The organism is Clostridium mobile (assembly GCF_018918285.1).
Lineage (GTDB): Bacteria > Bacillota > Clostridia > Clostridiales > Clostridiaceae > Clostridium_AW > Clostridium_AW mobile.
Window position 1 is genome coordinate 493167 of record NZ_JAHLQF010000002.1, and the last position, 21130, is coordinate 514296.

At 30.6% G+C, this 21130-nt stretch carries 25 protein-coding genes and 2 pseudogenes; 26 read left to right on the forward strand and 1 reads right to left on the reverse strand.

Translation table 11 applies throughout. The features are described 5' to 3' along the window. Positions 1 to 90: 90 nt before the first annotated feature. The 24 genes and pseudogenes from uvrA to KQI86_RS08525 all read left to right on the forward strand — a co-directional run bounded on the left by uvrA (position 91) and on the right by KQI86_RS08525 (position 17779). On the forward strand, positions 91 to 3780 hold the full coding sequence (gene uvrA, locus KQI86_RS08410; protein WP_216438829.1) for an excinuclease ABC subunit UvrA: 3690 nt from the start codon (positions 91 to 93) through the stop codon (positions 3778 to 3780). Positions 3781 to 3879: 99 nt separating this feature from the next. Next, on the forward strand, positions 3880 to 4197 hold the full coding sequence (locus tag KQI86_RS08415) for a hypothetical protein (RefSeq protein WP_216438830.1): 318 nt from the start codon (positions 3880 to 3882) through the stop codon (positions 4195 to 4197). Between the two features lie 211 nt (positions 4198 to 4408). Then, complete coding sequence (locus KQI86_RS08420; RefSeq protein ID WP_216438831.1) at positions 4409 to 4747, forward strand: hypothetical protein; 339 nt, start codon at positions 4409 to 4411, stop codon at positions 4745 to 4747. Between the two features lie 145 nt (positions 4748 to 4892). After that, the gene (locus KQI86_RS08425; protein ID WP_216438832.1) at positions 4893 to 5204 is read left to right on the forward strand and encodes a hypothetical protein; all 312 of its coding nucleotides are present in this window, start codon (positions 4893 to 4895) and stop codon (positions 5202 to 5204) included. A gap of 228 nt (positions 5205 to 5432) precedes the next feature. Continuing rightward, positions 5433 to 5960 carry a GNAT family N-acetyltransferase gene (locus KQI86_RS08430; protein WP_216438833.1) on the forward strand — a complete coding sequence of 176 codons (528 nt, stop codon included), beginning with the start codon at positions 5433 to 5435 and terminating at the stop codon, positions 5958 to 5960. Positions 5961 to 6170: 210 nt separating this feature from the next. Further along, the gene (locus KQI86_RS08435; RefSeq protein WP_216438834.1) at positions 6171 to 6647 is read left to right on the forward strand and encodes a macro domain-containing protein; all 477 of its coding nucleotides are present in this window, start codon (positions 6171 to 6173) and stop codon (positions 6645 to 6647) included. A 50-nt stretch (positions 6648 to 6697) separates the two neighbouring features. Next, entirely contained in the window at positions 6698 to 7378 is a 681-nt protein-coding gene (locus KQI86_RS08440; RefSeq protein ID WP_246582723.1) for a hypothetical protein, read from the forward strand. 155 nt (positions 7379 to 7533) lie between these two features. Continuing rightward, positions 7534 to 7839 carry a DUF6506 family protein gene (locus KQI86_RS08445; RefSeq protein WP_216438835.1) on the forward strand — a complete coding sequence of 102 codons (306 nt, stop codon included), beginning with the start codon at positions 7534 to 7536 and terminating at the stop codon, positions 7837 to 7839. A gap of 72 nt (positions 7840 to 7911) precedes the next feature. Then, complete coding sequence (locus tag KQI86_RS08450) at positions 7912 to 8139, forward strand: PF20097 family protein (protein WP_216438836.1); 228 nt, start codon at positions 7912 to 7914, stop codon at positions 8137 to 8139. Between the two features lie 268 nt (positions 8140 to 8407). Then, complete coding sequence (locus KQI86_RS08455; protein WP_216438837.1) at positions 8408 to 10465, forward strand: penicillin-binding transpeptidase domain-containing protein; 2058 nt, start codon at positions 8408 to 8410, stop codon at positions 10463 to 10465. Positions 10466 to 10525: 60 nt separating this feature from the next. Further along, a complete protein-coding gene (locus tag KQI86_RS08460; RefSeq protein WP_216438838.1) occupies positions 10526 to 10957 on the forward strand; it encodes a hypothetical protein in 432 nt (143 codons plus the stop codon). A 227-nt stretch (positions 10958 to 11184) separates the two neighbouring features. After that, a complete protein-coding gene (locus tag KQI86_RS08465) occupies positions 11185 to 11736 on the forward strand; it encodes a hypothetical protein (RefSeq protein ID WP_216438839.1) in 552 nt (183 codons plus the stop codon). Positions 11737 to 11990: 254 nt separating this feature from the next. Further along, complete coding sequence (locus KQI86_RS08470; RefSeq protein ID WP_216438840.1) at positions 11991 to 12194, forward strand: hypothetical protein; 204 nt, start codon at positions 11991 to 11993, stop codon at positions 12192 to 12194. A gap of 259 nt (positions 12195 to 12453) precedes the next feature. Continuing rightward, positions 12454 to 13194: a CPBP family intramembrane glutamic endopeptidase gene (locus KQI86_RS08475; RefSeq protein WP_216438841.1), complete on the forward strand. Its 741-nt coding sequence runs from the start codon at positions 12454 to 12456 to the stop codon at positions 13192 to 13194. Between the two features lie 148 nt (positions 13195 to 13342). Next, a complete protein-coding gene (locus tag KQI86_RS08480) occupies positions 13343 to 13582 on the forward strand; it encodes a PF20097 family protein (RefSeq protein WP_216438842.1) in 240 nt (79 codons plus the stop codon). A 58-nt stretch (positions 13583 to 13640) separates the two neighbouring features. Next, the gene (locus KQI86_RS08485) at positions 13641 to 14000 is read left to right on the forward strand and encodes a lipoprotein (protein ID WP_216438843.1); all 360 of its coding nucleotides are present in this window, start codon (positions 13641 to 13643) and stop codon (positions 13998 to 14000) included. Positions 14001 to 14208: 208 nt separating this feature from the next. Further along, positions 14209 to 14385 (forward strand): annotated as a pseudogene (locus KQI86_RS20580) (transposase); the annotation flags it as partial. Positions 14386 to 14402: 17 nt separating this feature from the next. Beyond that, positions 14403 to 14594 (forward strand): hypothetical protein, encoded by a 192-nt coding sequence (locus KQI86_RS08495; protein WP_216438844.1) that lies wholly within the window; start codon positions 14403 to 14405, stop codon positions 14592 to 14594. A 53-nt stretch (positions 14595 to 14647) separates the two neighbouring features. After that, positions 14648 to 14766 (forward strand): annotated as a pseudogene (locus KQI86_RS08500) (IS1595 family transposase); the annotation flags it as partial. Positions 14767 to 14988: 222 nt separating this feature from the next. Next, the gene (locus tag KQI86_RS08505) at positions 14989 to 15615 is read left to right on the forward strand and encodes an HD domain-containing protein (protein WP_216438845.1); all 627 of its coding nucleotides are present in this window, start codon (positions 14989 to 14991) and stop codon (positions 15613 to 15615) included. Between the two features lie 45 nt (positions 15616 to 15660). Beyond that, positions 15661 to 15945, forward strand: a complete 285-nt coding sequence (locus KQI86_RS08510) for a hypothetical protein (RefSeq protein ID WP_216438846.1) — start codon at positions 15661 to 15663, stop codon at positions 15943 to 15945. A 126-nt stretch (positions 15946 to 16071) separates the two neighbouring features. Then, positions 16072 to 16374: an LPS biosynthesis protein gene (locus tag KQI86_RS08515; protein ID WP_216438847.1), complete on the forward strand. Its 303-nt coding sequence runs from the start codon at positions 16072 to 16074 to the stop codon at positions 16372 to 16374. Between the two features lie 248 nt (positions 16375 to 16622). Then, a complete protein-coding gene (locus KQI86_RS08520; RefSeq protein ID WP_216438848.1) occupies positions 16623 to 17009 on the forward strand; it encodes an aminotransferase class I/II-fold pyridoxal phosphate-dependent enzyme in 387 nt (128 codons plus the stop codon). Further along, positions 17003 to 17779 (forward strand): MalY/PatB family protein, encoded by a 777-nt coding sequence (locus tag KQI86_RS08525; RefSeq protein ID WP_216438849.1) that lies wholly within the window; start codon positions 17003 to 17005, stop codon positions 17777 to 17779. Before KQI86_RS08520 ends, KQI86_RS08525 begins: the two co-directional genes overlap by 7 nt. 96 nt (positions 17780 to 17875) lie before the next feature. On the opposite strand, the gene KQI86_RS08530 is transcribed toward KQI86_RS08525, so the two are convergent. Further along, the gene (locus tag KQI86_RS08530; RefSeq protein WP_216438850.1) at positions 17876 to 19069 is read right to left on the reverse strand and encodes an anti sigma factor C-terminal domain-containing protein; all 1194 of its coding nucleotides are present in this window, start codon (positions 19067 to 19069) and stop codon (positions 17876 to 17878) included. 422 nt (positions 19070 to 19491) lie between these two features. On the opposite strand from KQI86_RS08530, the gene KQI86_RS08535 reads away from it, so the two are divergent. Further along, positions 19492 to 20109 carry a lactate utilization protein gene (locus KQI86_RS08535; RefSeq protein WP_216438851.1) on the forward strand — a complete coding sequence of 206 codons (618 nt, stop codon included), beginning with the start codon at positions 19492 to 19494 and terminating at the stop codon, positions 20107 to 20109. A gap of 144 nt (positions 20110 to 20253) precedes the next feature. After that, complete coding sequence (locus KQI86_RS08540; protein WP_216438852.1) at positions 20254 to 21099, forward strand: AraC family transcriptional regulator; 846 nt, start codon at positions 20254 to 20256, stop codon at positions 21097 to 21099. The last annotated feature ends 31 nt before the right edge of the window (positions 21100 to 21130 follow it).

The window sequence follows — 21130 nt, forward strand, 5'->3', positions numbered from 1 at the left end:
GATAGATTTTTCAGTTCATTTTTTGTTGACTCTCACATGGTGTCAGGGTTTATTATCAGGTTAAAACCTATTAAGTAGGAGGCGTATTTAATGGATAATAAAAATTACTACGATTTTTTCCTCATTGGACAAGTGGAGATAGAAGATAATAAAAGCAAAATAGTAATCAATAAAGAATATGCAAAGGGGCTTAAATTTTTATCCTTGTTTAGCCATGCAATAATTATCTATTCTGCAAACACAAAAGATAATGTGCCTTTTTCACATAAGGTTGTTAAAGTAATTAGTGCTGATGAAAAGTCTGGCATAGTTTGTTTTAAGGGAAGCTCAGATTTTTCAGAAGGGGATTTTATTTATGATATTAAACCATACTTTCCTTGTGAAGATAGAGTAAAAAATTGCTCTGTACCAGAAGAAATACATTCACTTCAACAGTGGAAAGCTGAGAATATAAATGAAACAACAGTTAGAAAAGGAAAAGAAGGACTTTTAGCACCCAGTGGAAAAATAAGTTCTATAGGAAACATTAGAAAGATAAGAGGGGAGTTTTTCCTTGAACTATCTAATAATACCGAAGAATATTTTGAAAGACTTATAGGCTATTCCCACATAAAGATTTTTTGGTGGTTCAATGGTTTTGATAAAAGTAAGTATAGAAGAATAACAGAATGTGAGCCACCATATGAAAATGCACCAAGGACTGGAGTCTTTGCTTCACGTTCCCCGGTTCGTCCTAATCCTATAGCTTTGACTACTGCGCGAATTATTGACTTTGATAAAAAGTTAGGAAGAATTAAAGTAAGTGCTTTAGATTGTTTTGATAATACACCCCTTATTGAAATTTCACCTTATATTCCATCAAGTGATCGAGTTTTAGCTTTTAAAGTCCCAAAATGGCTATCCCATTGGCCAGAATGGTTAGATGATAGGGTAATAAACACTTCCGGAGCTCAGGTTTCTTTAAAGCCATCTAGCTTGGATATTATTAAGAAATACTCAAAATCTAATAATAATAAAACTATTAAGACTGAGGATTTTTTTAAGAGCAATGAAAATGAAAAAATTGAGCAGAGGAAAGGCATTGTTGTAAAAGGGGCTAGACAAAACAATTTAAAAAATATAGAGGTTACAATTCCTTATAATAAGATCACTGTAATCACTGGTGTAAGCGGTAGCGGTAAGTCTAGTCTTGCATTTGACACTATATTTGCTGAAAGCCAAAGGAGATTTATGGACAGCATTTCTATATCTGATTCCTCACTTTATGAACAAATGGAAAAGCCTGATTTTGATATGATATGTGGGCTTCCTCCATCAATTTCAATATCCCAAAAGAATATTGGCCGCAATCCACGTTCTACAGTAGGAACAATTACGGATATATATGACTTTCTGCGTACACTCTTTGCAACCATTGGTGTAAGACACTGCCCTGATTGTGGAAATACAATTATTCCTTTAAGTGTAGATGAGATCACCCAAATCTTATTAGAACTTCCCTTTGGCACGGCAATTGAAATAACACCCTTTAAGGTTGAAAGTCCCTCATATAAATATGTATTGCCTAAAAAAGTTGTTGAGGATGACGCTTTGGCACACCATGTAAATAAATCATTAGAAATAGGTAGTGGAGCAATATATGTGAGGATCGAGGATAATGAGAGAGTTTTATTCCAAACAACAGAAATGTGCTATCATTGCAATCATATATTATTTGAATTAACTCCATCTACATTCAGCTTTAATAACCCTGAAAGTATGTGTCCTGTTTGCAGTGGACTTGGAGTTAAAATGGAAGTTGATCCTAATTTAATTGTATCCCGTCCGCATTTATCAATCCTTGATGGAGCTTCAAACTTCTGGAAAGATTTAAGAAAGTTTAGAGATAAGCCCAATGCAAATTGGATGAAAGGTGAAATATTAGCACTGGCAGATGAAATGAAAATTGATTTGGAAAAACCATGGAGTGAGCTTCCAGAGGATTTTCGTAGGCAAGCTATTTGGGGCTCTGATGGAAAAGAAGTTACCTTCACATATAAAAATAGTAACGGGCGAAGTGGCAATATTACAAGGCCAGTAGAAGGTGCTTACAATTCTCTGAAGCGTATTTTTTCTGAAAACAATGGAGAGTCAGGAAAAAGAATTGCAAATGAGTTTATGAAGCAATCTGATTGTGATTGTTGCCATGGGGAACGACTTTCAAGAGAAGGAAGAATGGTAGAGGTAGCAGGCACACGATTCCCACAGGCGGCATCAATGTCAATAAGTGAGTTAAATAAATGGGTTAAAGAACTTCCGAGCATGTTATCAGATAGCCAATTGGCCATAGCAGATTTCATACTAAAAGAGCTTCATAAAAGGCTGTGTGGATATATTAAAGTTGGCGTTTCTTATCTTACCCTTGATCGATCTGTGCCAACATTGTCTGGAGGTGAATTGCAAAGATTAAGGCTTATAAAACAGTTAGGCAGTGGCATCACCAACATGCTTTATGTGCTGGATGAACCTTCTACTGGCCTTCATCCTAAAGATCATGAAAAACTTATAAATATTATAAAAGAGCTTAGAGGTTATGGAAATACGGTAATTGTTGTGGAGCATGATGCAGAAACTATGCTTATGGCAGATTATATTATAGATGTGGGACCAAAAGCTGGTATTCATGGAGGAAGAATAGTAGCGGAAGGTACTCCATTACAAATTATGAAAAATCCTAATTCAGAAACAGGGAAATATCTTTCAGGTGAAAGGCAGGTAACCATAGAAAAATCGGTACTTTCTAATGAATGTAATTGGATTAAACTTAATGGTGTAAGATGCAATAATCTTAAAAATATTGATGTTTCCTTTCCTGTTAGAGGGATTACCTGTGTAACAGGGGTCAGCGGTTCGGGGAAGAGCAGCCTTGTTTCTAAATCACTGTATCCTGCCATTGAAAATAGAATTAATGGGAAAAAAGACATACACCAATATTGTGATGCACTATCAGGTGATGAGTATTTTGATAAAATTATTCATGTAAATCAAAGCCCTATTGGACGTACATCACGTTCAAATCCTGCCACCTATACTGGAATTATGGATGAAATCAGAAACATTTTTGCTTTTACGGAAGAGTCGAAGAAAAGAGGATATAAAACAAATAAATTTAGCTTTAACAGTAAAGAAGGTGGCTGTGAAGTGTGTCATGGAGAAGGAAGGGTTTGTACTCCTGTATCATTTATGGCGGACATCTGGACACAGTGTACTGTTTGTAAAGGGAAAAGATATAAAAAAGACACTCTTCAAGTAAAATATGAAGGTAAAAATATATATGATGTTCTCCAAATGAATGTAGATGAAGCTTTGGATTTTTTTATAGATATACCAAAACTAACACAAATTTTAAATACTTTATCTGAAGTGGGGCTAGGGTATATAAAGTTGGGGCAAAGTGCACTTACCCTATCTGGTGGTGAAGCACAAAGGATAAAATTAGCCAAAGAACTTAGCAAAAATTCAAGTGGAAAAACTCTTTATATACTTGATGAACCCACAACGGGACTACATTTTTCTGATACCCAAAACCTTTTAATACTCCTTGAGAAAATAAGAGCTGCAGGAAACAGCATTATAATAATTGAACACAACCTAGATGTAATTAGAAATTCTGACTGGATAATAGATCTAGGCCCAGAAGGAGGAAGTAGAGGCGGCTATGTCATTGCTCAAGGCATACCCGAAGAAGTAGCAAAGGTAAAGGAAAGCTATACGGGAAAGTTGCTTAAAAATATTTTATAATGTTAGCATGTAAATATGATATAATTACCATTAGTTAAGTCAAAATAGTATTTAATTACCAATTATTAATAGAGGTGGTTATAAATGAAAAATGAGCTCATGGAAAAGATTGAGCAACTTGGAGGAATGAAAAGTGATTTTGATATTAACGAATTTTACCTTATATTTAAGCAGATAAAGGCATTAAATAATGTTCAAGATGTTTGGATAACCATAACAGATATTGATGAAGAATGGCTCTATTCTGACACCGCTCTCATTGCAGTAAGTAAGGATACAAGTGAAGAAGATGTCAATAAATGGTTTGGTAAAGGATTCCCAAGTGAAATACGAGAAGTAAATTTGGAAAAAGAAAAGTCTATTCATATACCCTACTTAAAAGATGATTATAAACTTCTTTCTTTATGGTGGGATTAATTAAAATTTAAAATACAAATGCTGCTCTTTGAAAATTGAATAATACGGGTTAGGAAGTAAAATTACTTTATATTTATCACCAAATTAACCATGTATTAGTGTATAAATATGATATAATTACTATTAGTTAAATCACAATAATAGCAATATGTTGTGATATATTAATTATATATAAAAAATCTAATAAATCGGAAACTGTGGAGTGGGAAAAATGGATAAATTTCAAAGAGGTATTGTTGTAATTACTTTTGCTTCATTGGCAATATATATAGTTCTTTCAATAGTGAATGTTGAAAAATCCTCTAAGTGGATAAAGTGGTATTGGCAAATGGATGTGGAGGAACAGAGAAAATATGATCCTCGAATTGCCATATGCCGTTTGAAAAAGGTGCTTGTTATAATGTTAGCAGTGGGTATATCTGGATTTTTGCTGTCTTGGTTTATTAAACCTGTAATTTCAATTATAACGTTTGGAGTGATTATGGTTATATTTGTTCTTTCTATTGGTTATATTGGACCAAAGAATTGCTTACTAGTAGAAAAAAAATAAGATTATAATCGCAAAATTTAAATTTGTAGAGTTGAATAAAAGTATAGTTTTTAGATTTAGTTAAGACGCATATTTCTTAAATTGTGTCGTAGTAGTTGATTTATGTGAATTAACGATTATTTATTTTTTATTGAGGAGGGATTTTATGAAAAGGCTATTTAAGTCTTTTGCTTTTTGGTTTCTTATAATATCCATATTGAAAATATACATGCACCAAATAGGACAGGATTCAAAAAGCATTGTATTGATTTACTTAAATCCCGTTTTAAAAATTATATCTCGTTCTGATACAGGACGAGCTTTTATGAATTCTGGATTGCAAGTATCTTCCAGAACAATCTTGGGGCATACTTCAATATATTGGTACATTGGTTCAGTTGTAACCTTTATTATTTACGGCTTAATTTTAGATGGGTTTAGATACTTTCTCAGACATATCTGTAATACCACAAAATGAGCATAATCTGTATCAAATTTATTGTAAAATTTTCTTATAAGATGTTAGCTACAAAGCCTAATAAGTATTCTAAACACCGCATTATTCATTAATTGAATTCTGGGGTATTTTTACGTCACAATTCAAATAGATTGTAACAGAACAGTCCTTATTAATACCATTTGATAATTCAGGTGGGGTTACCAAACAGAAAAAACTAAGAATAAAACATGTGTGAGGAAATATATTATGCAAAACATTAACTTAATAGATGGATATAAGATTAAATCTATTTACATAGAGGACAAAAAGGTTGTTGAGAAATTATGTGGGAAATGCTCAGATTATTATATGCTACATGATGGAGTATTACCATCTAAAGATGAAGTAGATGAAATATTTACAGCCCTACCTCCAAATAAAGATTATGAAGATAAATTTGTTTTAGGTATATATAAATTTAACAATGAATTAGTAGGTATAGTTGATATTGTAAGAGATTTTCCAACTGTGGGAGAGTGGATGCTTGGATTAATGCTTATTGAACCAGAGGAAAGAGGCAGTGGTTTGGGAAAAATTACACATCAAGCATTAGCTAAATGGGCAATTAATTTAGGAGCAAAATACTTTAGAATAGGCACAATTGAAGACAATCATAAGGGAATTAATTTTTGGTCTACTTTAGGATACACAAAGATTAAAGAAGTTAATATGGACTTTAAAGCAAAGGCACATATAGTAAATGTTATGATTTTGAAATTGTGTAATCAACTATAGAAATTAAATAATTGTTTAAAACACCGTATTATTCAGAAATGAATTTTATGGTGTTTTTGTTATGTAATTTAAATATATATAAGCTAAAGCATGTAGTTACATATTAATTTATATTTCATTATATTAAAAAACTATGTTACGATAAATGGAAATATTGGTGTATAATTGTAGTAGGTACGTCTTAAATACGTCATAAAGCAGGAGGATATAATGGAGAAAAGAGAAATAAATTATATAAAAGGTGATGCAACAAATCCTAGTGGGGAAGGTAAGAAAATTATTGTTCATGTTTGTAACGACATAGGTGCATGGGGAAAAGGCTTTGTTTTGGCCTTATCAAAAAGATGGATAAAAGCTGAACAGGAATATCGCAATTGGTATAGAGATGGAGGAAATTTTAGGCTTGGTGAAGTACAGTTTGTAGAAGTAAACTCAGATATTATTGTTGCAAATATGATTGGACAAAGGGGTATAAAGTCAAATAAGTCTGTTCCTCCAATTAGATACGAAGCCATTAATAAATGTCTTGAGAAAGTTGGAGATAAAGCAGGTGAAATACAAGCAAGCGTTCATATGCCAAGAATAGGTTGTGGACTAGCTGGAGGAGAATGGAAATTTATTGAACCATTGATTAAGCAAAATCTTATTGAAAGAAACATCGATGTATTTGTCTATGATTTTGAATAGTAAAAAATAATAGGAAATAGTAAGAAATCTCTAAGTGAAGATTATATAGTATGAAAGGAGAGAATATGAATTTAAAAAAGAAAGATATCAATAGCTCTGATTTTTTGTCTTTAGCATTATATGCTTTTGGAGGATTAGGTTTAGAAGTAGTATTAGCTTTTATGATTGAACCATTAGTATATGGAAAAAGTATAAATGATTTTACTACCTTTGAGAGCATTCTTCACTGGATAATTACTTGCATTATGTGGGGAATTGTTGCATCTATATTAATAAAGTGCTCAAGAGAAAAATATAAATTTAATATATTTGAAGAAAGAAATAAGATAGGAAAAATAAATTGGTTTATTGCTTTAGTGATTTTAGGAATTTGTATTATTATTAGTAACTGGAATTGGAATGGATTTAAAGTCTTAAAAGAGCTTGAACATAAAGGTTGGTTAAAATTTATATTTCAGTATATTTATTATTTATTTGAAATTGTACTTGTTGTGTTAATTATAGTATTTGGTCAAAAGGCTGGAGAGATGGAGTTCAAAAACCAGAAAATTCCTTGGGGAGGTATTCTTGTTGGGCTAACATGGGGATTAGTCCACATGCTTACAAAAGGAGATTTGATGATAGGTTTAACAGGATGCTTAGTTGGTATTCTATATGGCGTCACATATCTTATCTTGAAGAAAAATATTTATGCAACTTATCTATTAGTATTACTTATGTTTATATTATAAGCGTTTAGTAGCATTTGTTACTTAGTAATTCAACTGTATTTAAGTATTCTGAATTTGAATATATTAAGAAATTATATTATGGCAAATAAAAATGTTGTCGTATAATTCTATTGTATTGAGTAAGTAAATATTATTTATAATAGGGAGGCAGTTATATGAAGAAAAAATTTGCATTTTTACTTATGGGAAGTCATTATAACCCAGAGGAACATAAAGCTTGTTTCGAAACTGAAAAACAGATTACCTATATTTTCACAGTTAGAAGTTTTCAAGAGGCATATGATAAGCTTTCTTTCTTGGAGAGCGAAGGTGTTGGTGCAATAGAACTATGTGGAGCATTTGGAGAAGAAAGTGCTGAAAAAATGATAGAATTAACTAATAATAAAATAGCTATTGGATATGTTACCCACAAACCAGAACAGGATAATTTATTTGAGGATTTCTTTTCAAATTTCGGATAAGATAGTGATGTATTTAGCATTAAACATTGGAGTTGTTTACCACATGACAGAGTTTAAAAGGGGGATGATTATATGAAATGTCCATATTGTGAAGGAGAGATGAAACGAGGTTTCATACGTGGAGAGAAGTATTCTCTTAAATGGGTTCCTGAAGAAAAAAAGAATGCCATATTTCTATCTCTTGTAAAGGGAATAAAACTATCCAATTTATATGACACAGATGGTGTAGAATCATTTTGTTGCGAAAATTGCAAAAAGATTCTTATTGATATAGAAGATAAAATTGATCAACAAAAGTGAATACAGGCTGTTTATAAGATGTGATAGCTATAAATTTGATAGTGAAATTTATGAAGCATTAGGAAAGGTATATGAAAGTTTGCCATATTTCCTGGGAAATCCAACACGTCCTCTATTATAACACAGTTATAATGGGGAAATTATTAGAATAGATATTAATAACTAAAGCATAATATTGCACGGATTATCAATATATTATATAAAAAGAAAAGAGGTGGATTTTAGTGAGGGTTTCATAGTTGTTATATGACTTTCGCTAAAATGATTTATGTTAAAAGCAAATTTTAAAAGGCCATTTTCTGTATTAATAATGATACTAGTTTTGGCAACCTTTAGTTTAGGTGGCTGTTCTTTAAAAGAAAAAAATTCTGTAGAAACCTTTAATGTATATAAAGATTATTGGCAGAAGAAAGATTATAAAGCTATGTATGGTATGCTATCTAATGAAGCAAAAACTAAGATAACTGAAGAGAATTTTGTAGATAGATATTCAAATATTTATAGTGGCATAGAAGCAAATAACATTTCTATAAATGCAGAAAGTACTGATAAAAATCCAGAAAAAATACCTTTTTCTTTAACTATGACAACTGTAGCTGGAGATGTAACTATTAATGGCTATGAAGTAGCTATGGTTAAAGAGAAGGTAGATAATAAAAAAGTTTGGACTATTAATTGGAGTGAAAAAATGATATTTCCTCATATGGAATCTCAGGACAAGGTTAGAGTAGAAACTATTCCAGCTAAAAGGGGAGAAATTTATGATAGAAATGGACATGGCCTTGCAATAAATGGAACTGTAGTAACTATTGGTGTTAAGCCTGCAAATTTCAATACAGATAAGGAGGCTAATATTACAAAGCTAGCTAAAATTCTGGATATAAAGCCTTCAGTAATAGAAGATAAGTTAAAAGCTAACAGCAATCCGGAGCATTTCGTACCTATTGTTAATATATCCGCTGATAAAAAGGATACAATTGCACAAGCTATGGAGATCATTGGAGTAATACATAGCAAACCGGAGAGTAGAATCTATGAAGGTGGAGAAGCCATAGGTTTATTAATAGGCTATGTGGGAGATATAACAGCAGAAGAGCTTGAAAAATTGGATGGCAAAGGATACAGCTCTGTAAGCAAGATAGGAAAAAGGGGATTAGAACAGGTTTATGAAGATAAATTAAGAGCTAAAGACGGTAAATTCATTTATATATCTAAACAAAAGGATGGGGTAGAATCAGAAAAAATACAAATAGCAAAAACAGAACCTACAGATGGAGAGAACATAACTCTTTCCATAGATTTAGGACTCCAAAAGAAAATATATGAGAGCATGAATGGTGAAAAGGGAGCTTCTACGGCTATAAATCCTAAAACTGGAGAAGTTCTAGCTATGGTAAGTTCTCCATCTTTTGATCCAAATTTATTTACTACCTATGCTCCTGAAAGCGTTAAAGAAAAATGGGAGAAGGATAAATTTATACAATTTGACAATAGATTTAAAGTAGCCTATGCACCAGGTTCCACATTTAAACTATTTACTGCAATAGCAGGGCTAGAAAAAGGCAGTATAAATCCAACGGAAGCCATTAATGTACAAGGAAGACAGTGGCAGCCTGATGGAAGCTGGGGAGCATATAAGGTCACAAGGGTAGCAGATCCAGGAAAAGCAATAGATTTAAAAAATGCCTTCATATACTCAGATAACATATATTTTGCACAACAGGCGCTTAAAATGAGTAAAGAGACTTTTATAGAAAAAGCAAAAAGCTTTGGTATAGGAGAAAAGTTGCCTATAGATTATCCAATTGAAAAATCTCAAATTTCTAATGACGGAAGCATAAAAAGCGATATTCAACTAGCAGATAGCTCTTATGGACAAGGGGAAGTATTAATGAGCCCATTACATGTAGCTTTAATGTATAGCTCTGTGGTGAATAAAGGAAATATAATGACCCCTACTATTCAGCTTCAGGATGATAAGACCCCAGCAAAAGTATGGAAGGAAAATGTTGTTTCTGAGAAAAATGCAAATATATTATTAGAAGATCTTACAGCAGTTATAGAGAATCCATCTGGTTCTGGTCATGGAGTTAAAATATCTGGAGTAGCATTGGCTGGTAAAACAGGTACGGCAGAATTGAAAAAAAGTATTGAGGATACTAGCGGCGAAGAATATGGATGGCTTGTAACTATGAATACTAATAATCCTAAGATGGTGCTAGTTACCATGATTGAAGATGTTAGATCCAAGGGTGGAAGTCATTATGTTATACCTATGCAAAAGAAAGTATTAGAGTATTATTTTATTAACAGCGGAAGAAATTAAATAAAAAATAATAAAGATATAAAGACAATATTATTCATGTGATCTTGCGTGGAGGTAAATATGAATAAAAAAAAGAAAAATGCTATAGTCGTAAATGTATTTCTTATGATTTGGTTTTTTATGGATATGGTAGGGTTAAACATTGGCGATAATATTTTGGTAACAAGTTCATATAAAGATGATGGTATATTTTTTATTATTTTAGTAGCAGCATTTGTTTGGTTTGTTATAAGGGAGAATATTGGAAAATATGTCCTAGTAGGCTGGCTTTTTATTTGGTTTGCAACACAGTTTTATTTTCATTGGTATTTTACTATATTTGGTCCATGGGAAGGAAAAATTAATTATTTTGCTAATACTATAAAGTTAATACCATCTTCTAATATTTACATACCTGATTTATATCATATAGTATTGCATGTATTAATTCTGGCTTCGTTAATAAGTATGATCACATATTGTGTTTGTTTGAAAAAAGAAAAAATAATATAATTAATAGATTGCCAGTATAATCTAAAATTACTTCCTAATATTCTAATAAGTCGTAATAACTATAAAGCAGAATAATTATTTGAAACACCGTATTATTCAAAAATGAATTTTACGGTGCTTTTATATGACTTTTAAATATATTACAGCGTGAATATGATATAATTACCATTAATAATGTGGAAATAGTAGTTTATTACATAAAAGTTAATGTAATGGTGGTGAGATTTTTGGATAATTTTAGAATTCAATTATTAACTCAAAATTGGATTGATAATGTATCAGATGATGGTAAGGATTTATGTTCTCATGGAAAGGTGCAATTAATGATTAATGGAATAGTTTTAAGTAATGAGAATAGTGGAGATTGGACGGTCGCCTCTTCTGGCTTAAAGTTAATGAAGTCCGCAATTTACGGATATGACAGTGGAATAGATTTTGAATTGATATCATGCTGTGGATATTTAAGGATGTTTCCAAGTTGTAATAGATATATAACATGGGATACTGAAATAAATGATAATTTAATTATTATTTCCAATATTCAATGTCCAGAAGTTGATAAAGAGGAGTTGAAACCGTTAAGCGGAAAAATTGAAATTCAGTATATGGAATATACAACCCAAGTGTTGAATTTTGCAAACAAAGTAATTGAATTTTACTCATCTTCCTTGCCGAAACAGTTTTATTCTAAATATGAGGAAGAAGAATATAAATTATTTTGGAAAGAGTTTAATGAATATCATCAGACTTTAACAGAGGATATAAACAAGAAGAATTGATTCTAAATAGTTTAAATAATTTATTGTTTTTATAATTCTTATTCCTCTGTCACTTTTAAGTAGCCATTTTCTTATTGAATACATTAGAAATATGTAATTATATAGATGCTTATATTTATAAATACATATAAGTTTATGGTGAACAATGGCATAGTTTATATATCAGCTGTTTCTCAATAGTAAAATATCATGCATGTTTCATAGAAAGGGGTATGGGGAGATTGAAAATTAATAAGTATGTTTTCTTGATTACAATGTTTATAGTATATATTTTGATTGGGATGACATCATGGTTTAGGATAAAACTTGCTCCGCCAGTAGAAATGTCAGAGCTTAATGGAATGATGTATTATTTTTATCACAACTTTATTCACGCCTGGGGATTTAAAGTAATCGTTGCTTTAATAATTGCAACTATAGTAAGTCTAATTATAAGAAAAAGAGCAATCAATAACTAATTTCAGAGCTTTCTTATATTGCGAACAAGCTAATCACTTATTTAAGATTGATAAAGGGATATTATAAAATAGATTAGAGGACTATGAATGAAAATTTATTTTATTACGGGGGAGATAAAATGATTATTGATAATAATCCAAAAGAAAAAGAGACCATTGCACCTGCGAAAAAGCATGTAAGTATCATGGCAAATGGGTAGAATGTGTTGCCATATAAAGATGATATAATTACCATTAGTTAAGTCGAGGTAAATATTAAATGATAAAAGATAAACCTATTTTAAAGTCTATAATATGGACATTTGTAATCTTGATTTTTCCAGTAGTATCTGGAGTAATAACACAAGTGTTAATGATGAATAATATTCAAACAATGTTTATTCAAGGATGTTTTATGTTAATCTCATTAATAGTTCCAATAGTATATATGTGCAAATTTAAAATTAGTTTTAAAAAAATTGGATTAATAAAAATAGAAAATGGAAGTGCAAAGAAAGTTTTATTTTTTTTGCCGTTAGTAATTGCTGAGGCTCCTTTCTTGTTAGTTGGAATTCGTTTAAATAGTATAAAATATATTATTACACTTTTATTTTTTACAATAGCAGTAGGAATCTCAGAAGAAATCTATTTTAGAGGAATTATTTTTAAATTATTAGAAGAAAAATATCCTAAAAAAAAATCTATTATTATTTCTGCTTTAGTATTTGGAATAGGTCATATTGCTAGTGTATTTGCAGATAGAAGTATTTTAATAATAGTATTCCAAATATTAAATGCTTTAGTATTTGGAATACTTGCTGCTGAAATTGTTACTATTACAAAAAGTTTAATTCCAATAATTATATGGCATTTTGTATTTAATTTTGTAAATTATATTACATTAGCAACTGGAGTAAATGAGATATTTATGATTGGATTTCAAGAAATTATTATGATTATTTATGCTTATAACTTATGGAGTAAAATATCGTTAAAAAATAAGGATATAGTGAAGTTATGAAACTATAAGTTATGCGCATAGTCTGTATTTACAGTTAATACGCAATCTTCTTATATTGTGAACAAGCTTACCATTTATTGAGATTAGTAAAGGGATATTGTAAAATAGATGGAAAGATTATTTATATTTCGAGGAGGAGGTAAGATTTATGAAATGTCCATATTGTGGTGAAGAAATGGAACAAGGCGTCATACAAAGCCCACATGAAATCGCGTGGCAAAATAAAAGATCTTACATCGGGAGAGCAAAATTTCATAGAGGATCAATTGTTTTATCGAAGTTATATATGTTCGAAGGTTCAGCAGTGATAGCCAACTGCTGCCGTAAATGCGAAAAGATTATTATAGATTATAAAGAGGGTAGTTGTGATATGAACCAAACAAAATGAGTAAAATCAATGAGTATATAAAGATATACATTAGATATTAATAGGAAGGTGAATAAATATGAAGAAAGTATTTTATATAATTGTTGCACTTGTCTTGTTAATTTCTATAACTGCCTGTGGAAAAAAAGAAGATATTACTCACATGGGAGTTAATGCTGAAATTTTAGAAATAAAGAGTCAAGAAAAGGGGATAGTGGTTAAAGGTTTGGATGATAACAGCATGTTAGGCGAAAAAACTTATATTAATTGTGAAGACCCAGACACATATTTTATTTATGTAGATAACAATACCGGTGAAGTAAAGGATTTAAGTTTTACTGATTTATCCGTTGGAGACATAATAACAGTGGATATAAAAAAGGTTGAGGATAACTATGCCTCAACTTCAAGAGTTCAACTGTTGGAGAGAGCAAAATAAGCATTATATAATTAAATAATTTATGTTTAATACCGTATTATTCAACGTGAATAAGCGATATTTTTCTTTTGTAATAAAAAAATTATGAAAAAGTACGATATAGCTAAGCGTAGTCACTGAAATAAAATCACATATAGAAATCTAATGCTTACCATGAAAATAACCATATGTTACCATTAATGTGATATAATTATTATTAGTTAAGTTGAAAATGCTTGTATTAGGTTCGCAAGTAGGTCAAGTAATACAAGAAGTTAAGGAATTTAGATTTGCCAAGGGAAAGGTCTGTCCTCATTGTAATTCTGAAACTGTTTAAAGAAACAGAAAATATAAAGGGAAACAACGATATATCTGTAAATCATGTAATAAAAATATAAATGTATTTATAAAGGGGTGATTTTTATGAATGTTCCTCCAGATATAATTTTTTTAACTGATTGGTATACAATTTTATATTTTGCAGTTATAATTTCTCAATTGATTTCAGTATACAGTAATGCTAAGAAAGGGAAAAATCGTTTTGCAATTGCGAGTATTGTTTTCATAGTAATATTTAGTTATATGTATTTATCTAAATATTATATGCTTAAATAATTTGAGTATGTGTAATAGCAAATATATCTGCAACAGGGGAAGTTGTGGTTGGAATTGTAGAGATTAATATTGCAACAAGTTTCTTTTGGAGGCACAAAATACTTGATTGCATAATAGCATTTTTGGTATAGGCGCTGTTGATGGTGTAGTTGAGGCTGATGAGGTATTCTTCGGATGATAGAAATTACGGCACAAAATATAATTGAAGTCATTATGGTATGCTGATGATAAAAGAACCTACTGGAAATACTTGGGGATGTATATTTATCTTTATTTTTTTATGGAATGCATTTTGATATACAATATTATATCGCATTAACCAGTATTATCCAAAAGTGAATTGTACAGTGATATTATGAATATCAAATGTTTTTATATAAGGAGATGAGAACGTATGAAAGATTGCTATAAAAATGGTGTACCTACAATGGAAGAAGCAATGATAATTTTAAAAGAAGCTGAAAAGTTAAATCCAGGTGGCTGGGTCAATCATTCAATGTTTGTAGCTGAGGGGGCGAAACTAATAGCAGATCAGACGGATGATTTAGACTCAGAATTAGCATATATCTTGGGGCTTTTGCATGATATAGGAAGAAGATATGGAATACATGGTATGAGGCATGATATAGATGGGTACAATTATGCAATTAGTAAAGGATATGATTTAGTAGCAAGAACTTGTTTAAGCCATATAGGCTTTAAATGCAATAATGAAGTTGTTATTGTAGGAAAGTGGGATGGTACAGATGAAGAACTTCATTTTGTGAAGGAATACTTATCCAGTAGACAGGAGACAGACTATGATAAATTAATAAAATTATGTGATTACTTATCATTACCAAGCGGATTTGTTTTAATTGAAAAAAGACTTGTAGATATAGCTTTAAGAGGGGGAATTAACGAATATACAATTCCAAGATGGAAGTTAACTTTTGAGATTAAACAATATTTTGAGAATAAAATAGGTAAAAGTATATATGAAATACTGCCTGGGGTTATTGAGAATACATTTAAGTCGTAATAGTAATTTTACACGACATAAATAAAAATATATGGAGGTATAGTTATGTGGGTAATATTAGGGGTTATTGCAATAGTAGTAACTTTTATAAATCTTTATTTGTATAAAGCAGGAAAGGATTATAAGCTTGCCATGGCGATGGGATTATCATTTACAGCATTAACACTTTGTGCAGAATACAGTCTTGTATCGGTGTGGGTAGAAGTGGAAGATTGGGCAGCTTTAATGGATGTAGTACCTGGTATGGAAAGGGCATTATGGTTTTTGACAATTGTTTCTATCTTACTAAATATAGCACCTATACTTTTAGAACGAAAAGGTAAGAAATAATGACTTATTGTCATATCATTCTTATATTGCGAACAAGCTAATCACTTATTTAAGATTGATAAAAGGATATTGTAAAATGGATTGAAGAACTATGAATAAAAATTTATTTTATACGGGGGAGATAAAATGATTATCGATAATAATCCAAAAGAAAAAGAGGCCATGAAGGCATTTCGCAGAGGAGAACGTTCACTTGGCCATAAGCTTCAAGATGAATTTGTAGCAGAATTAAGAGAAAATATAGGAAAAATAGACCATTGCACCTGCAAAAAATCATGTAAGTATCATGGCAAATGCGTAGAATGTGTTGCCATACATAGAGCACACAGAGATCATCTTCCAAATTGTTTTAGAAGTTTGGTTAATGAAAGAATTGAAAAACTTTCTGAGTTAACAGAACATAGTATTGTAGAAGAAATAAAAAAATAGAGGTATAGAGAAAGCACTGTATTATTCAAAACTGAATTTTATGGTGTTTTTATTTTATAATTCAAATCAATATCTTCGTCTATCTAAAATGATAATGAAGTAATTAGAATTATATGTTATGATTACTAATAATCTAGTGGGAATCGTAAGAAAATGCGTTCATATAGTCCTATTTTTTAGTACTAAAAGTTTTTATATTTAATAATAGTGCGCTAAGTTTTAAAATTAATAGAATAATGAGCATATGTATGTTTGATGAAAAAATTGTGAGATTAGGAACAAACTCAATAAAATGGGATAGATACAATGATGAAGAAATTATAGCTATGGGGACAGCAGATATGGATTTTATGTCACCATCCTGTGTTACTGAAGCATTAATCAATCGTGCCAAGACAGGTATGTTTGCATATGAATTAAAATCACGTTCCTATTACAATGCTATAATTGACTGGTATGCTCAAAGGTACAATTGGAAGATAAAAAAAGAATGGTTATCTAACTCTCCAGGTATTTGGGCAGGGATTAGAATATGCATTGATTCATTTACAATGCCTGGAGACAAGATAATAGCGCATTCACCAACATTCCATCCAATCATTGATATAGCAAAAAAAGTGGTCGTGCTTTGGTAACAAACTCATTGGTACTTAAAGACGGTCATTACAGCATAGATTTTGAAGATCTTGAAAGTAAGATTGCTAACAATGTGAAAATGTTTATCTTAGTAAATCCTCACAATCCAAGCGGGAGAGTATTTACAAATGAAGAGCTTATACGAATAGGTGAAATTTGCAACAAACATAATGTTTTAGTACTTTCAGATGAGGTGCATGGGGGAGTAGTATTTCAAAATCATAAACATATACCGTACGCATCTATATCAGAAAAATTCGCAATGAACTCCATTGTTATTACGGCTGCAAGCAAATCTTTTAATTTACAAGGGCTGACACATGCTATATTGATTATACCTAATAAAGATTTGTGGAATATTTATGAATCTACATTAACAGGGTATGATTTTGGTTTCGCAACCAATGTGTTTAGTTTAGCGGCTGTTGAGGCTGCGTATAGACATGGTAAACCTTGGTTAGACGAACTGACTGCATATTTACAAAATAATTTACAGTACCTAATTGATTATTTTGAAGTAAACATACCTAAAATCAAAGTAATCAAGCCTGAAGGTTCTTATATGGTATGGTTAGATTGTAGGGAATTAAAAATGAATGAAGATGAACTTGAAACTTTATTTATAAGTAAGGCAAGGGTTGCACTAACATTTGGCTCTGGATTTGGAAAAGATGGTGAAGGGTTTGCAAGAATTAATATTGCCTGTTCGAGGAAATTATTAAAAGAAGCTTTAAAAAGAATTGAAGGTGCAGTAAATAGTATTATTTAATCTTATTATTTAACATAGCAATAATCAAACCGCAGTAGGTTTTGAAACCTACTGCGGTTTAGTCAGTTTATAATAATCGTGAGTAAAAATAAATTATTAATTTATATATTTTGAAGGCAAAACATCATTAATCTCTATGGTTGTAATTTTTTCATTATTTATAAATTCTAATAAATCTCTAGCTTCGGCATAAACTAAAGCTCCATAAATATTTATTCCATTCTTTTCAACATAGTTTAAAGCATTTTTATAATATTCTATTTTAACACCACCATAGTCTGACTCTAGCACCTTAACGGATTTAGGCCTGTCGCTAGCATATCTCAATAATGAAATAAAATGTTTAGTATATCCTTCTTCCATGAAGCCATCTCCAATGGGACCCCTATGCTCTGAAATGTAATCGAACAATTGTAAATATGGATATTTATCTTTATCTGCACTATCGTTAGTAATTGATCCATCAAAGTAATTAGGGTTAAATCCAGACAAAGAATAAACCCTCTCACCTTTGCTTATAGTGCGCACTCCTGCCCATTTAAACTTAATTGTATCAGAATATTTTTCTTTTAATTTAGTAAAATCCTCTATACTTAGATCTTCTTTAAATATTACATTGGCAGAAATATAAGAAAGAGGATTTAATTCCTTAATATAATTAATCACTTCATTCTTTTTCTCGTTTTGCGTTTCAACAGGGTCACTTTTAAACATATCAGAATACATGATCTCCATAAAACCTAAATGATAGTCATTAGGAAAATCTTGAAGGTTTCCTATTAGAATGTTTCTTTTAATCTTAGCATTAACATCTCTTCTCTCATCATTAAATAAATTTGTTCGGTGAAAAGATATATTGTACACACCAAATCCTAAATTCTTTGAGGGTGCAGTAGTAATTGTATAGCCTGGTGAATTTAATTCAGTAAAAGCTCTTAAATCAAAATATAAATCTTCACTATATTGATCAAATGTTTTTTGAGAAGGATTATAATAGAAACTACTTACAACGGAAGAAGCAACGTAATAAACAGTAAATAATATTAAAAATGTAATAGAAATAGTGGACAATATTGTCTTGCGTAGCTTATTATTTGCAGTTTTTTCAAGAATGGTTGTCTCATTATTAACATTGGCCTGTACATTATCTTTTTCAAAATCTATATCATGACCTTCAGACAAATAATTCTGAATTGATTTATACTTATCAAGTTCTTCTTCTATTAATTTTATCTCTTCTTCAGAAAGGTTCCCATAGTTATACTTATCTAACAAGTCTTTAAAGCTCATTTAAATTCCTCCTTTGGAGCGGCTAGAAAACTAGTAAAAAGCCTGGTTTTAGGCAATTGCTTATTAGTTAGCCTTTATTATGATTGAGTATTAACTACATTTTATCATAAAAATGGTAATAATGGTAATCATGGAGCTTTAAATAATCAGCTATAAATAAAAAACGTAGTATAAATTAAAATACCGCGGTAAAGTGAAATATGATATAATTTTTTTGAAAGATAATTCCAATTTATATTTATTGCAAAGTAGATATTATTTGTAGTAAGAATAAAGCTTTAAATAACTTAGATTTTCTTATTAGCTAAGTCAGATTAAAAGAATGTACATAAATTGTATTGATAAGCTTTCAAGATGGCTAGAGAGGATTTGTGATTTAATAGTAAGAATTTGCTTAGAAAGTATAATATGGGGGAATGGGAATGAATGAAGAGAAGTTTATAAAATTAAAAGAAAACTTTAAATTAAGAAATATAGAAGTACAGTATTTTGAGACTCTAGAAAATGTTAAATCATACATATTAAATATTATACCTATGGAATGTACCATTGGAATTGGACATTCAGCTACACTTCAGAAGGTAGATATTACAAGTTCTTTATTAGAAAGAGGAAATATTGTATATGATAAAGAACTTGCAAAAAATAAAGAGGAATGTAAAATCTTAAAGAAGAAGGCACTTACTACAGATTGGTATATTACTGGTTCAAATGCTATATCCGTTGATGGACGAATCGTTAATGTAGACCATACTGGCAATAGAGTAGCGGCAATTATTTTTGGACCAGATAAAGTAATAATTGTAGTTGGAAAAAACAAAATTGAAGATACAGTAGATGAAGCAATAAAAAGAGTAAAGAATATAGCATGTCCTTTAAATGCAAAACGAGCAGGATTTAATCCACCCTGTGTAACATTAAATAAGTGCGTAGACTGTGTATCAAAGGAAAGGGTTTGCAATAGTCTTTCAATAATTGAAGGGCAATCAGATAGTGATAGAATTAAGTTGTTTATAGTTAATGAAGAATGCGGGTTCTAATATATCATAGTATAATTTTTGCAAATATACTACATGGTGATATCAATGTAATCAATGCACACTCGCAACCTACATCTTTGTGCATTAAATGTCGGACAAAGAACTTTTATTTTATGTAGACTAAATATAGAAAGGATTAAATATATGGATTGGTTAGAGAGAATGAATAAGGCATTAGACTATATTGAAGACAGTCTTGATGATAAGATAGACTATACAAAAATTGCACAAGCAGCTTATTGTTCGGAATACCATTTTTCAAGGATGTTTTCTTCTATTACAGGCATATCACTTTCAGAATATATTAGACGCAGACGCTTAACACTTGCTGCATTTGAAATTCAAAAAAGTGATGTTAGAGTTATTGATGTTGCAATTAAATACGGATATCAATCTGCTGACTCATTTTCACGAGCTTTTCAAAAGACACATGGAATAAAACCTTCCGATGCTCGTAATAAAAGTGTGCAATTAAAGGCCTTTCCACGAATTTCCTTTCAAATTTCAATTAAAGGAGATAAGGAAATGGAGTATAGAATTGAGAATATTGATTTTGAATTAAGGATTGTAGGAAAGAGCAAAGTAGTAAAAACAAGTAGAGCATTTAAAACAATACCTACCCTTTGGAACGGTGCGAAAAAGGATGGATTTATGCAACAATTAATCAATATGTCATGGGAGAATCCAAAATGCAAATTAGAAAGTTTATTGGGCGTTTGTGGAAAAGAAGCGGCCATTACAGATGAAGAATTTACTTATTTTATGGGAGTAAGATATGACGGTGAGGCTCATAGCCATATGGAAACTATAATTATTCCGCCAAGTACATGGGTAGTTTTTCCCAATGTTCCAGATGCATGGAAACGTCTATATTCCGAATGGGTCCCAACCTCGGGTTACGAACTTGCTAACTTACCATGTATTGAATGTTATTACGGACCAAAACATAAACCAAGACATGAATTATGGGTTCCTGTTATTCCTAAATAATTCTTTAAAATATTAAAATAAAGAGGTTGTC